This is a genomic window from Streptomyces sp. NBC_01276 (genome assembly GCF_041435355.1).
Lineage (GTDB): Bacteria > Actinomycetota > Actinomycetes > Streptomycetales > Streptomycetaceae > Streptomyces.
Genome location: NZ_CP108444.1, coordinates 165403 through 181152, shown reverse-complemented (window position 1 = coordinate 181152; position 15750 = coordinate 165403). Strand labels below are relative to the sequence as shown.

Here is a 15750-nt window from a genome sequence, read left to right as displayed (position 1 = left end):
AGCTCTATTCGAGAGGTTCAAAGAGGTCCCCATGGCGACGAACGAAGAGACGCTCCGCGACTACCTCAAGTGGGTCACCGCCGACCTGCACGAGACGAAGCAGCGGCTGCGCGAGGCCGAGGACGCCGGACACGAGCCGATCGCGATCGTCGGCATGGCCTGCCGCTTCCCCGGCGGCGTCGCGTCGCCGGAGGACCTGTGGCGCCTGGTGTCGGACGGCGGGGACGCCATCGGTCCCTTCCCCGAGGACCGCGGCTGGGACCTCGACGCGATCTACGACCCGGACCCGGAGCGCTCCGGCCGCACCTACGTGAAGGAAGGCGGATTCCTCTACGGGGCCGGGGAATTCGACCCGGGCGTCTTCGGGATCTCCCCGCGCGAGGCCCTCGCGATGGACCCGCAGCAGCGCCTCGTCATGGAAGCCGCCTGGGAGGCCTTCGAGCGGGCCGGGATCGACCCGCAGTCCGTGAAGGGCAGCCGCACCGGCACCTTCGTCGGCTGCTACAACCTCGACTACTGCTGGTCCCTGCCCTCCATCCCCGAGGGTTACGAGGGCCACCTGACCACCGGCAGCGCGGCCAGCGTCGTCTCCGGCCGCATCGCCTACACCTTCGGCCTGGAGGGCCCGGCCGTCTCCGTCGACACCGCCTGCTCCTCGGGCCTCGTCGCCCTGCACATGGCCGCCCAGGCGCTGCGCGCCGACGAGTGCTCCATGGCGCTCGTCGGCGGCGTCACCGTCATGTCCACCCCGCTGGAGTTCATCGGCTACAGCGAACAGCGCGGCATGGCCGCCGACGGCCGCTGCAAGGCCTTCTCCGCGGGCGCCGACGGCATGGCGCTCGCCGAGGGCGCGGGCATCCTCCTCGTCGAGCGGCTCTCCGACGCCGTGCGCAACGGCCACGAGGTCCTGGCCGTCGTACGGGGATCGGCGACCAACCAGGACGGCGCCAGCAACGGCATGACCGCCCCCAACGGCCCCTCCCAGCAGCGCGTCATCAAGCAGGCCCTCGCCAACGCCCGGCTGACCGCCCAGGACGTCGACGTCGTCGAGGCGCACGGCACCGGCACGGCCCTCGGCGACCCGATCGAGGCCGGGGCGCTGCTCGCGACCTACGGGCAGCGGCCCGCGGACGCCACCCCGCTGCGGCTGGGCTCCGTGAAGTCCAACATCGGTCACACGCAGGCCGCTTCGGGCATCGCCGGCGTCATCAAGATGGTCATGGCGATGCGGGACGGCGTCATGCCCAAGACCCTCCACGTCAGCGAGCCCTCCCCGCACATCGACTGGTCCGCCGGCGCGGTGGAACTCCTCACCGAGCCCGCCGCCTGGACCGTCGACGGCCGCCCGCGCCGGGCCGCCGTCTCCTCGTTCGGCATCAGCGGCACCAACGCCCACATCATCCTGGAGCAGCACCTCGCACAGGACGGGGCCGAGGAGGCCGCCGAGAGCGCCGCACCCCAGGCCCCCGCTCCGGCTCCGGCCGTCGTCACCGGCGGGCCGGTCCCGTGGACCCTGTCCGGCAAGACCACCGAGGCCCTGCACGGGCAGGCGGCCCGGCTGCGCGCCCACGCGGAGTCCGACACCGACCTGGAACCCGCCGCCGTGGCCCGGGCCCTGGTGACGACCCGGGCCGGGCTGGAGCGGCGCGGTGTCGTCCTCGCGGCCGACCGGGACGGCTTCCTGACCGGCCTGGACGCGCTCGCCGCCGGGCTTCCGGCGACGGGTGTCGTGGACGGCGCCGTGGTCAAGGGAGCGGACCGTCCGGTGTTCGTGTTCCCGGGGCAGGGCTCGCAGTGGGCGGGGATGGCGGTGGAGCTGTACGACTCCTCGCCGGTGTTCGCGGCCCGTCTGGACGCGTGCGCGGAGGCGCTGGCCCCGCACACCGACTGGTCCCTTCTGGACGTGCTCCGGGGGAAGGACGGCGCGCCGGGCTTCGACCGGGTGGATGTGGTCCAGCCGGCGCTGTGGGCGGTGATGGTGTCGCTCGCGGAGCTGTGGCGTGCGGCCGGGGTCGTTCCGGCCGCGGTGGTCGGCCACTCGCAGGGTGAGATCGCGGCCGCGGCCGTGTCCGGGGCGCTGTCGCTGGAGGATGCGGCGAAGGTGTCCGCGCTGCGGGCCAAGGCGCTGCTCGCCCTGGCCGGCAAGGGCGGCATGGTCTCCGTCGCCGACACGGCCGATGCGGTGGTGGAACGTATCTCCGGCTGGGGCGAGCGTCTGGCCCTGGCTTCCGTCAACGGCCCTCAGTCGACGGTGGTTTCGGGTGATCCGGAGGCTCTGGACGAGCTGATGGCGGCCTGTGAGGCCGATGGGGTGCGGGCACGTCGGATCAACGTGGACTACGCCTCGCACGGTCCGCAGGTCGAGTCGATCCGCGACGAGGTCATCGGACTGCTGTCCGGGATCGAGCCCCGGACCGCCGAGGTCCCGTTCTTCTCGACGGTGACGGGGGAGTGGGCCGAGGGTTCCGAGCTCGACGCCGAGTACTGGTACACCAACCTGCGCCGCACCGTCCGCTTCCAGGACGCGATCGGCGCCCTGCTGGAGCGTGGCCACGGGCTGTTCGTGGAGTCCAGTGCGCACCCGGTGCTGACGATCGGGGTCCAGGAGACCATCGAGGCCGCCGGCGCGTCCGCCGTCACCCTCGGCACCCTGCGCCGCGACGAGGGCGGAGCCCAGCGGTTCCTCGCCTCCCTCGCCCAGGCCTGGACCCACGGCGCCCCCGTCGACTGGCAGACGGTCCACGCCGCCGCGGACGACCCGGGCCGGCGCGTCGAGCTGCCCACGTACGCCTTCCAGCGCGAGCGCTACTGGCTGGAGGTGGCCGGCTCCGGATCCGGGGACGTGTCCGCCGCCGGCCTCGGCGCCGCCGACCACCCCCTCCTCGGCGCGACCGTCCGCCTCGCCGACGGGGACCAGGCCGTCCTCACCGGCCGCCTGTCGCTGCGCACCCACCCCTGGCTCGCCGACCACGCCGTGAACGGCACCGTCATCCTCCCCGGCACCGCGTTCGTCGAACTCGCCGTCCGCGCCGGTGACGAGGCCGGCTGCGACACGCTCGACGAGCTCACCCTGGAGGCCCCCCTCGTCCTGCCCGTCGAGGGCGCGGTCCGCCTCCAGCTCGTCGTCGGCGGGCACGAACCCGACGGCCACCGTCCCGTGGCCCTCTACTCCCTCCCCGAGGACGCCCCCGAGGGCACCCCGTGGACCCGGCACGCCACCGGCCTGCTGCTGAGCTCCCGCCGGGAACCGTCCTTCGACCTGGCAGCCTGGCCGCCGCCGGGCGCCGAACCCGTCGACCTCGACGGCTTCTACGAGGCCCTGGCCGGTGCCGGCTACCAGTACGGGCCCGCCTTCCGGGGCCTGACCGCCGTGTGGAAGCAGACCGGCGGCGACGAGATCTACGCCGAGGTCGCCCTCCCCCACGAGCAGCACGAGGACGCGGCCCGCTTCGGCCTCCACCCCGCCCTCCTCGACGCCGCCCTGCACGCCGGGCTGGTGTCCGCCGCGCGCGGCGAGGCCGAGGGCGTACGCCTGCCGTTCTCCTGGAACCGGGTCGGCCTCCACGCGGTCGGCGCGACCGCGCTGCGCGTGCGGATCGCCCCGGCCGGCGAGGACGGCGTCGGCCTGGAGATCGCCGACGCCACCGGCCGCCCGGTCGCCACCGTCGGCGCCCTGGTGTCCCGGGCCGTCGGCGCCGCCTCCCTCGACGCCGGTCCCGCGACCGACGACTCCCTCTACCGGCTGGACTGGACGGCCGTGGAGACGGACGGCCTCCCCGAGGACGCCGTCCCGCACGACTGGATCGTCCTCGGCGAGGACCGCCTCGGCATCGAGGCCGCCTTCCAGCGGCTCGGCGCGTTCCCACAGGTCTTCGACGACGTGGCCACGCTCGGCGACGCCGTCGCCGCCGGGCTGCCCGCCCCCGAGGTCGTGGTCCTGCCCGTCGGCGGCGCACCGGCCCCCGACGCGGACGCCCCGGCCGGCGCGCTCGCCGACGCGGTGCGCGAGGAGACCGCCCGCGTCCTCGTCCTCCTCCAGGAGTGGCTCGCCGACGAGCGGCTGGAGGGCGCCCGGCTGGCCGTCGTCACCCGCGGCGCCGTCTCCGTACGCCCCGGCGAGGACGTCACCGACCTCGTCCACGCCCCGCTGTGGGGCCTGGTCCGCTCCGCGCAGGCCGAGAACCCGGGCCGGCTGCTGCTCGTCGACCTCGACGCGGCCGTGGACGCGGCCGAGGCCGCCGCCGCGGCGCTCCCCACGGCCGTCGCCGCCGCGCGGCGCGCCGACGAGCCGCAGGCCGCCGTACGCGACACGGTGGTGCTCGCGCCGCGCCTGGTCCGCGGGACCGCCCCCGGCGGCATGCTGACGCCCCCGCGGTCCGCCGCCGGGTGGCAGCTCGCCTCCTCCGGCGGAACCCTCGACCACCTCGCCCTGGTGCCCGCCGGGACCCGGCCGCTCGCCGAGGGCGAGATCCGTATCGCGGTCCGGGCCGCCGGCCTGAACTTCCGCGACGTGATGATCGCGCTCGGCATGTACCCGGGCGACGCGACCATGGGCAACGAGGGCGCCGGCGTCGTCACCGAGACCGGTCCCGGCGTCACCGGACTCGCCGTCGGCGACCGCGTGATGGGCCCGTTCCCCGGCGCCTTCGGCCCGCACACGGTGGCCGACCGGCGCGTCGTCACCCGCATTCCCGACGGCTGGTCCTTCGAGGAGGCCGCGTCCGCGCCGACCGCCTTCCTCACCGCGTACTACGCGCTCGTCGACCTGGCGGGCCTGAAGGCCGGCGAGCGGATCCTGATCCACGCCGCCGCGGGCGGTGTCGGCTCGGCCGCGGTGCGGATCGCCCGGCACCTGGGCGCCGAGGTCTTCGCCACCGCCAGTGAGGGCAAGTGGGACGCGCTGCGCGCCGCCGGTCTCGACGACGCCCACATCGCCTCCTCCCGCGACGCCTCCTTCGAGGAGCGCTTCCGCTCCGCCACCGGCGGCGAGGGCGTCGACGTCGTCCTGAACTCCCTCGCGGGCGAACTCACCGACGCCTCGCTGCGGCTGCTGCCGCGCGGCGGCCGGTTCGTCGAGATGGGCAAGACCGACGTCCGCGACCCGCGCGACACCGAGCGGGGCCACCCCGGGGTCGGTTACCGGGCCTTCGACCTCGCCGAGGCGGGACCCGACCGGATCGCCGGGATGCTCACCGAGCTGGGCCGGCTCTTCGAGGCGGGCACGCTCCGGCCCCTTCCCCTGCGGACCTGGGACGTCCGGCGGGCCCCCGAGGCGTTCCGGTTCATGAGCCAGGCCCGGCACACCGGCAAGATCGTCCTGACGGTCCCGCAGGGCTGGGACCCGGACGGGACGGTCCTGATCACGGGCGGTACGGGCACCCTGGGCGCCCTCGTGGCCAAGCACCTGGTCACCGAGCACGGCGTACGCCACCTGCTGCTGGCCGGCCGCCGTGGCCCGCAGGCCCCGGGGGCGGCCGAACTGGTCGCGGAGATAGCGGAGCTGGGCGGTTCGGCCGAGGTCGTGGCGTGCGACGCCGCCGACCGCGACGCGCTCACCGCACTCCTCGCCGCCATCCCCGCCGGCCGGCCGCTGCGCGCGGTCGTCCACACCGCCGGAGTCCTCGACGACGGCGTGATCGCCTCCCTCGACGCCGACCGGCTCGCCGCCGTCCTGCGGCCCAAGGCGGACGCGGCCGCGCTCCTGCACGAGCTCACCCGCGACCTGGACCTGACCGCCTTCGTCCTGTTCTCCTCCGCCGCCGGCGTCATCGGAGGCCCCGCCCAGGGCAACTACGCCGCCGCCAACGCCTTCCTCGACGCCCTCGCCCAGCACCGCTGCGCCCGGGGCCTGCCCGCCACCTCCCTCGCCTGGGGACTGTGGGACGAGGCCAGCGGCATGACCGGCCACCTCTCCGAGGAGGACGTTGCCCGCATGGCCCGCTCCGGCATGGTCGCCTTCTCCCCGGCCGAGGGCCTCGCCCTCCTCGACGCGGGCACCACCGGCGGCGCACCCCTCCTGGTGCCCGTACGCCTGGACGCGGGCGCCCTGCGGACCATGGCCACCACCCACAGCCTGCCCGCGCTCGCCCGCGGCCTGGTCCGCGTGTCCGCCCGCCGCACGGTGGAGAGCGCCGACGGCGCCGGCGGCTCCGCGCTCGCCCGCCGACTCACCGCGCTGAGCCCCGACGACCAGCTGCGCACCCTGCTCGACCTGGTCCGCACCCACGCGGCCGCCGTCCTCGGGCACTCCGCCGCCGAAGCCGTCGGCGCCGAGAAGGCCTTCAAGGAGCTCGGCTTCGACTCCCTGACCGCCGTCGAGCTGCGCAACCGCCTCGGCGGGGCCACCGGACTGCGCCTGCCCGCGACCATCGTCTTCGACCACCCCACGCCGGCCTCCCTCGCCCGCCAACTGCGCACCGCGCTCGTCGGCGACGCCGACCGCGAACAGCGGGAGGAGGACAACGCCCCCCTCACCGCCCCGGCCGCCGACGGCGACCCGGTCGTGATCGTCGGCATGGCCTGCCGCTTCCCCGACGGCGTGGACTCGCCCGAAGCCCTGTGGCGGCTCGTCACCGGCGAGGGCGACGCCATCGGCGCCTTCCCCGCCGACCGCGGCTGGGACCTCGACGCCCTCTACGACCCCGAGCCCGGCACCCCCGGCCGCACCTACGTCAAGGAAGGCGGCTTCCTGCACGACGCCGGCCGCTTCGACGCCGAACTCTTCGGGATCTCCCCGCGCGAGGCCCTCGCCATGGACCCGCAGCAGCGGCTCGTCCTGGAAGGCGCCTGGCAGGTCTTCGAACGGGCCGGCATCGACCCGGCCACCCTCAAGGGCAGCCGCACCGGCGTCTTCGTCGGAGCCGTCCCGTCCGGGTACGCCACCGAACTGCGCGAGATCCCCGAAGGCGTCGAGGGCTACTTCGGCACCGGCCTCTCCAACAGCGTCATCTCCGGCCGCGTCGCCTACAGCTTCGGCCTCGAAGGACCGGCCGTCACCGTCGACACCGCCTGCTCCTCCTCGCTGGTCGCCCTGCACCTGGCCGCGCAGTCCCTGCGCCAGGGCGAGTGCTCGATGGCCCTGGCCGGCGGCGTCGCCGTCATGTCGACCCCCGCCGAGTTCGTGGAGTTCGGACGCCAGCGGGCCCTCGCCGCCGACGGCCGTGCCAAGGCCTTCGCCGGAGCCGCCGACGGCACCGCCTTCTCCGAAGGCCTCGGCGTGCTCCTCCTGGAGAAGCTCTCCGACGCCCGCCGCAACGGACACCGCGTCCTCGCGGTCGTCCGCGGCTCCGCCACCAACCAGGACGGCGCCAGCAACGGCCTCACCGCCCCCAGCGGCCCGTCCCAGCAGCGCGTCATCCGCCAGGCCCTGGCCTCCGCCAAGCTCGCCGCGCAGGACGTCGACGCCGTCGAGGCCCACGGCACCGGCACGAAGCTCGGCGACCCCATCGAGGCGCACGCCCTGCTCGCCACCTACGGCCAGGGCCGCCCCGAGGACCGGCCGCTGTGGCTCGGCTCCCTCAAGTCCAACATCGGCCACACCCAGGCCGTCTCCGGCATCGCGGGCGTCATCAAGTCCGTGATGGCCCTGCGCCACGGCGTCCTCGCCAAGACCCTGCACGTCGACGAGCCCTCCCCGCACGTCGAATGGTCCACCGGGGCCGTCGAACTGCTCACCGAGCAGCGCGCCTGGCCCGAGACCGGCCACCCGCGCCGCGTCGGTGTCTCCTCCTTCGGCCTCAGCGGCACCAACGCCCACGTCATCCTGGAGCAGGCCCCGCGGGCCGCGACCCCGGACCACGACCGGGCGCCCGAGGACACCGCACGCCCGACGGTGGCGGGAGTCCTCGCCGCCACCGTGCCCTGGACCCTGACCGGCAAGAACCCGGCCGCCCTCCAGGCACAGGCGGGGCGGCTGCACGACCACCTCGCCGCCGACGTCGACCTGTCCCTGTCCGACGTGGCCCTGTCCCTGGCCACCACCCGGGCGCGCCTGGAGCACCGGGCCGCCGTCGTCCTCGGCAGCCGTGAGGAGGCCCTCGCCGGACTCGCCGCGCTCGCGGCCGGCGCGCCCGCCGGACGCACCGTCACCGGCGCCGCCGACACCGAGGGCAAGACGGTGTTCGTCTTCCCCGGTCAGGGGTCGCAGTGGGCGGGGATGGCGGTGGAGCTGCTGGATTCCTCGCCGGTGTTCGCGGCCCGGTTCGCCGAGGTCGCGGCGGCCGTCCAGGCGCATGTCGACTGGTCGGTGGAGGGGGTGCTGCGCGGGGACGGGGACCTGACCCGTATCGAGGTGCTCCAGCCGGTGCTGTTCACCGTGATGGTGTCGCTGGCCGAGCTGTGGCGTGCGGCGGGTGTGGTGCCGGACGCGGTGGTGGGTCACTCGCAGGGTGAGATCGCCGCTGCCGTCGTGTCGGGTGCGTTGTCGCTGGAGGACGGCGCGAAGGTGGTCGTGCTGCGTTCGCAGCTGTTCGCGGACGAGCTGGTGGGCCGGGGTGCGGTCGCCTCGGTGTCGCTGGGCGCGGACGCGGTCCGCGAGCGGATCGCCCGGTACGGGGACGCGCTGTCCATCGCGGGGATCAACGGTCCGGGCACCGTCACCGTCGCCGGTGAGGTGGCTCCCCTGGAGGAGCTCGTCGCGGCCCTGGAGGCCGACGGCGTCCGGGCGAAGATCATCCCCTCCACGGTGGCCTCCCACTGCGCCCAGGTCGACCGCCTCAAGGACCGGGTGATCGAACTCCTGTCGTTCGTCCGGCCGCGCGCCGGATCCGTCCCCCTGTACTCCACCGTCACGGGCGAGGTCCTGGACGGCTCCGAACTCACCGCCGCCTACTGGTACGAGAACTGCCGTCAGCCGGTGTCCTTCGAGCCCGTGGTCCGCTCCCTGCTGGCCGACGGACACCGCGTGTTCGTCGAGTCCAGCGCCCACCCCGTCCTCGTGTACGGGGTCATGGAGACCGCCGAGGACGCCGGATCCGAAGCCCTGGCCCTGGGCACCCTGCGCCGCGAGGAGGGCGGCCTCGCCCGCTTCTACACCTCCCTCGCCGCCGCCTGGACCCGCGGCGTCGACGTCGACTGGGACTCCGTCCTCGCCGGACGCGGCGCGCGCACCGTCGAACTCCCCACGTACGCCTTCCAGCAGCAGCGCTACTGGCTGGCCTCCGGCCCCGCCGAGTCCGCCGCCCCGCAGGGCCCGGGCGAGGAGACCGAGGGCGCGTTCTGGTCGGCCGTCGAGGCCGGCGACCTCGACTCCCTGGCCGAGACCGTCGGCCTCGACGGCGACCGCCCGCTGCGCGACCTGCTGCCCGAGCTCGCCACCTGGCGGCGCGGCCGGCGCGAACGCTCCACCGTCGACTCCTGGCGCTACGACGTCGACTGGACCCTGCTGCCCGAGGACGCCGGCGACCGGCTCACCGGAGGCTGGCTCGTCGTGGAACCCCTGCGGACGGCCGACCCGGAGCGCACCGCCGCCACCGTCGCCGCGCTCGCCGCGCACGGCGCCGACGTCCACCGCATCGCCCTCGACCCGGCCGACGCCGACCGCACGGCCTGGGCCGCGCTGCTGCCCGACGGCCCGTTCACCGGGGTGGTCTCCCTGTTCGGCGACGCCGCCGACCGGGACGCCGTCGCCACCGGCACCCTCGTCCTCGTCCAGGCACTGAACGACGCCGGCGTCACCGCGCCCCTGTGGGCGCTCACCCACGGCGCCGTCGCCACCGGGCCGTCGGACGCGCCCGCCGACCCCGTCCAGGCCCAGCTGTGGGGCCTCGGCCGGGTCGTCGGCCTCGAACAGCCCCGCACCTGGGGCGGACTCGTCGACCTGCCGGCGGAACTCGACGAGCGGGCCGCGGCCCGGCTCGCCCGGGTCCTCACCGGCCCCGGCGACGAGGACCAGGTCGCCGTCCGGGCCGGCGGAGCCTTCGGCCGCCGCCTGGTGCGCGCCCCGCTCGGCGACCGCGAGCCGGTCCGCCGCTGGGAGCCGTCCGGGACCGTCCTGGTCACCGGCGGCACCGGAGGCGTCGGCGCCCGCGTGGCCCGCCGCCTCGCCGCCACCGGCGCCGCCCACCTCGTCCTCACCAGCCGGCGCGGCGCCGACGCCCCCGGGGCGGCGGAACTCGCCGCCGAGCTCAGGGCGCTGGGCGCCGACGTCACCATCGCGGCCTGCGACGTGTCCGACCGCGCACAGCTCAAGGCGGTCCTCGACGCGATCCCGGCCGGACAGCCCCTGACCGCGGTCGTCCACGCCGTCGGCATCGTCCAGTCGACCCTCGTCGACGAGATGACCACCGACGAGTACCGGAAGATCAACGAGGGCAAGATCGACGGCGCCCGTCACCTCGACGAGCTCCTCGGCGACACCGCGCTCGACGCGTTCGTCCTGTTCTCCTCCAACTCCGGTGTCTGGGGCAGCGGCCGGCACGGCGGCTACGCCCCCGGCAACGCCTGGCTCGACGCGTTCGCCCAGCAGCGCCGGGCCCGCGGCCTGACCGCCACCTCCCTCGCCTGGGGCGCCTGGGGCGGCGGCGGCATGATGGAGGGCGAGGGCGTGGAGGAGTACATGCGCCGCCGCGGCGTCATCGAGATGGACCCCGAACTCGCCCTGAACGCGATGGTCCAGGCCGTCGAGCACGATGAGGTGTTCCGCGCCGTCGCCGACGTCGAGTGGGAGCGCTTCGCCCGCGGCTTCACCTCCGGCCGTCCCAGCCCGCTCATCCAGGGCGTCCCGGAGGCCCGCGCCGCCCTGAAGGCCTCCGACGAACCCGCCGGGACGGCGGCGGCCGCCGCCACCGGGTCCGCGGCCCGGCTCGTCGAGGAGCTCACCGCGGCGAACCCCGCCGAGCGCGAGACGATCCTCCTCGACCTGGTGCGCGAGAAGGTGGCCGGCGTCCTCGGCCACGACTCGGGCGACGCCATCGAACCCGGGCGCGCCTTCAAGGGCCTCGGCTTCGACTCGCTGACCGCCGTCGAGCTGCGCGACCGGCTCGGCGCCGCCACCGGTCTGAAGCTCCCCGCCACCATCGTCTTCGACTACCCCAACCCGGCGGCCCTCGCCGGCCACCTGCGCGGCGCCCTGCTGCCCGAGTCGACGGCACCCGTCGGCTCGGTCCTCGACGAGCTCGACCGCCTCGAAGGCGCGCTCGCCGCCGCCGCGCCCGACAGCGACACACGCACCAAGCTCAGGCAGCGCCTCGAAGCCCTGCTGTGGACCGTGGGCGGCACCGAAGCCGCCCCGGACGAGAGCACCGGCGACGGCCTCCAGGGCGCCACCGCCGACGACATGTTCGCCCTGCTCGACAAAGAGCTGGGCACCTCCTGACACATCCGGGAGGGGTGTCTCCCCGGCCGGGCCACGGCCCGTCCGGGGAGGCACCCCTTCCCCCATCCCACCCGCCGGCCAGCGATCCGCCCCACGGGGCCCACGGAGATACCGACCATGGCGAACAACGAAGAGAAGCTCCTCGAATACCTCAAGCGGGCGACGGCCGACCTGCAGCAGACCCGCAAGCGGCTGCAGGCCGCCGAGTCGGCCGGCCACGAGCCGATCGCGATCACCGGCATGGCCTGCCGCTACCCCGGCGGGGTGAGCTCCCCAGAGGACCTGTGGGAGCTCGTCGCCGCCGGCGGCGACGCCGTCGGCGACTTCCCCGTCAACCGCGGGTGGGACATCGAGTCCCTCTACGACCCCGACCCCGACAAGCCCGGCACCAACTACGTGAAGGAAGGCGGCTTCCTGCACGACCTCGACGCGTTCGACGCCGGCTTCTTCGGGATCTCCCCGCGCGAGGCCCTCGCCATGGACCCCCAGCAGCGGCTGCTGCTGGAGACCGGCTGGGAGGCCGTCGAACGCGCCGGGATCGACCCCACCACCCTCGCCGGCAGCCTCACCGGCACCTTCGTGGGCTTCAGCGCCATCGACTACACCACCGGCATCCTCCAGGCCCCGGAGGAACTGGAGGGGTACCTCGGCACCGGCAACCTGGCCAGCGTCATGTCCGGCCGGCTCTCCTACTCCCTCGGCCTGGAGGGCCCGGCCGTCACCATCGACACCGCCTGCTCCTCCTCCCTCGTCGCCCTGCACATGGCCGCCCAGGCGCTGCGGGGCGGCGAGTGCTCCATGGCCCTCGCCGGCGGTGTCACCGTCATGTCGAACCCCGCGGGGTTCGTGGAGTTCAGCCGCCAGCGGGCGCTGGCCGCCGACGGCCGCTGCAAGGCCTTCGCCGCCGCCGCCGACGGCTTCGGGCCCGCCGAGGGCGTCGGCATGCTCCTCCTCGAACGGCTCTCCGACGCCCGCCGCGCCGGCCGCCGCGTCCTGGCCGTGATCCGGGGCACCGCCGTCAACCAGGACGGCGCCAGCAACGGGCTCACCGCCCCCAACGGGCCTGCCCAGATGCGGGTCATCAAGCAGGCCCTCGCCAACGCCCGCGTCTCCGCCGCCGACGTCGACGCCGTCGAGGCGCACGGCACCGGCACCACCCTCGGCGACCCCATCGAGGCGCAGGCCCTCCTCGCCACCTACGGGCAGAACCGGCCCGCCGACCGGCCGCTGTGGCTCGGCTCCGTGAAGTCCAACATCGGCCACACCTCGGCGGCTTCGGGCGCGGCCGGCGTCATGAAGATGGTCATGGCGATGCGCGGCGGCCTGCTCCCGCAGACCCTGCACGTCGACGCGCCCTCCCCGAAGATCGACTGGGCCTCCGGCGCCGTGGAGCTGCTGACCGAGGCGCGCGCCTGGCCGGAGACCGGCCGTCCGCGGCGGGCCGGGGTGTCCGCGTTCGGCATCAGCGGCACCAACGCCCACGTCATCCTGGAACAGACCCCCGAGGACACCGGAGCGGACACCGGAGCCGACACCGAGGGCGAGCCGGCCGAGTCCGGCTCCGGCCGTCCCGCCGTCCTGTCCGCCCCCGTGGCGGGAACCCCGTGGCTCCTGTCGGCCCGCACCGCCGCCGCCCTGCGCGGCCAGGCCGGACGGCTCGCCGCGCACGCCGCGAAGCACCCCGGCGCGCACACCGCCACCGGCATCGCCCTGGCCACCACCCGGGCCGCCTTCGACCACCGCGCGGCGATCACCTCGCCGGGCTCCGCCCAGGACACCGAGCGCGCCCTCGCCGCCCTCGCCGGGGGCGACACCGCGACGGGCGTGCACCAGGGGCAGGCGGGCACCGGCAAGACGGTCTTCGTGTTCCCGGGGCAGGGCTCCCAGTGGGCGGGGATGGCGGTGGAGCTGTACGAGGCCTCGCCGGTGTTCGCGGCCCGTCTGGACGCGTGCGCGGAGGCGCTGGCCCCGCACACGGACTGGTCGCTGCTGGACGTGCTCCGGCAGAAGGAGGGGGCTCCCGGTTTCGACCGGGTGGACGTGGTCCAGCCCGCGCTGTGGGCGGTGATGGTGTCCCTCGCCGAGGTGTGGCGTGCGGCCGGGGTCGTTCCGGCGGCCGTCGTGGGTCACTCGCAGGGCGAGATCGCCGCCGCCGCCGTCTCCGGCGCGCTGTCGCTGGAGGACGCGGCGAAGGTGTCCGCGCTGCGCGCGCGGGCCATCGTGGCGCTCGCCGGCAAGGGCGGCATGGTCTCCGTCGCGGACACGGCCGAGGCTGTGGCGGAACGTATCTCCGCCTGGAGTGAGCGGCTCGCGCTGGCCTCGGTGAACGGTCCGCAGTCCACGGTGGTCTCGGGTGATCCGGAGGCCCTGGACGAGCTGATGGCGGCCTGTGAGGCCGACGGCGTCCGGGCGCGTCGCATCAACGTCGACTACGCCTCGCACGGTCCGCAGGTCGAGTCGATCCGCGACGAGGTCATCGGTCTCCTCGCGGGCATCGAGCCGCGGACGGCGGAGGTCCCGTTCTTCTCCACGGTGACGGGGGAGTGGGCCGACGGCTCCGAGCTCGACGCCGAGTACTGGTACACCAACCTCCGCCACACGGTCCGCTTCCAGGACGCCATCGGCGGCCTCCTGGAGCGCGGCCACAAGGTCTTCGTCGAGGCCAGCGCCCACCCCGTCCTCACCATCGGCGTCCAGGAGACCATCGACACCACGGAGCCGGCCGCCGTCACCCTCGGGACCCTGCGCCGCGACGAGGGCGGCCCGCAGCGCTTCCTCGCCTCCCTCGCCGAGGCCTGGACCCACGGCGCCCCCGTCGACTGGCAGACGGTCCACGCCGGCCAGGACGTCTCCGGCGTGGAGCTGCCCACGTACGCCTTCCAGCGCGAGCGCTACTGGCTGACGGCCACCGGCGCGGGCTCCGCCGCCGCCGACGTGGCCGCCGCCGGTCTCGGCGCCGCCGACCACCCCCTCCTCGGGGCGGCCGTCCGCCTCGCCGAGGGCGGCCAGACCGTCCTCACCGGCCGCCTGTCGCTGCGCACCCACCCCTGGCTCGCCGACCACGCCGTCGCCGGAGCCCGGGTGCTGCCCGGCGCCGCGTTCGTCGAACTCGCCGTCCGCGCCGGTGACGAGGCCGGCTGCGACACCCTCGACGAACTCACCCTGGAGGCACCCCTCGTCCTGCCCGACGAGGGCCCCGTACTGCTCCAGATCGTCCTCGGCCCGCCCGACGCCGCCTCCAGGCGCACCGTCGCCGTGTACGGCCGCCAGGACGCCGCCGACGGCCCCTGGACCCGCCACGCCCAGGGCGTCCTCAGCCGCGCCGAAACCCCCGAACCGGGCCGCGAGCTCACCGTCTGGCCCCCGGCCGGCGCCGAGCGGGTGGACCTCGACGGGTTCTATGAGGGGCTGTCGGGGTCGGGGTACGGGTACGGCCCCGCCTTTCAGGGGTTGGCCGAGGTCTGGCTCCCGGGCGACGGTGTCGGGGTGTACGCCGAGGTGGTGCTGCCCGAGGATCAGCAGGAGGACGCCGGCCGGTTCGGCCTCCACCCGGCCCTGCTCGACGCCGCGCTCCACGCGCTGGCGGTGAGCGGGCCGGAAGCGGAGGACGGAACGGCCTGGCTGCCGTTCGCGTGGAGCGGCGTGCGCCTGCACGCCACGGGCGCCTCGCGCGTGCGCGTGCACCTGACCCCGGCCGGACCGGACGAGGTGGCCCTCACGGTCGCCGACGCCACCGGCCGCCCCGTGGCCACCGTCGCGTCGTTCGCGTCGCGGCTGGTGTCCGCCGGGGAACTGACCGCCGCCGCGGCCGCCGCCGGAGCCACCGGCGGGGCGGGCACCGCGACGCGTACGCCCGTACGCCGGACGGCCGCCTCGCAGGACGCGGCGGAGGCCGACACGTTCGCACAGCGGCTGGCCGCGCTCTCCCCGCAGGAGCAGGAGCGCACGGTCACCGACCTCGTCCGTACCCGGGTGGCCGCGGTCCTCGGCCACCAGGAGACGGAATCCGTGGAGGCCGAACGGGCCTTCCGGGAGCTCGGGTTCGACTCGCTGACCGCGGTCGAACTGCGCAACCGGCTCACCGCCGCGACCGGCCTGTCCCTGCCCGCGACCCTCGTCTTCAGCCACCCGACCCCACTCGCCCTCGCCCGGCACCTCCTCGACCAGCTGGGCACCGCCCGCGGCGCGCAGGCGCCCGGACTGCGGGAACTCGCCGCCCTGGAAGCCGTACTGGGGGACGCAGCCCCGGACGGCGCCGCCCGCGACACCGTCACCAAGCGGCTCGAAGCGCTGCTGTGGAAGTGGCGCGCCACCGAGACGGAGGCGGACGTCCTCGACGACGACGCCCTCGCCGCGGTGACGGACGACGAGATCTTCGCACTGATCGACAAGGAACTGGGAGCTTCCTGACCTGCTCCTGCGTCCCATATCCACTT

1 protein-coding gene and 1 pseudogene are annotated in these 15750 nt (G+C 75.4%); both read left to right on the top strand.

Features of this window, described 5'->3' with window-relative positions; genetic code table 11:
• Nucleotides 1-31: 31 nt before the first annotated feature.
• Entirely contained in the window at nucleotides 32-11314 is an 11283-nt protein-coding gene (locus OG295_RS40535; protein WP_331733141.1) for a type I polyketide synthase, read from the top strand.
• A 120-nt stretch (nucleotides 11315-11434) separates the two neighbouring features.
• Nucleotides 11435-15724, top strand: a pseudogene (locus OG295_RS40530) (type I polyketide synthase); the annotation flags it as partial.
• Nucleotides 15725-15750 lie beyond the last annotated feature (26 nt).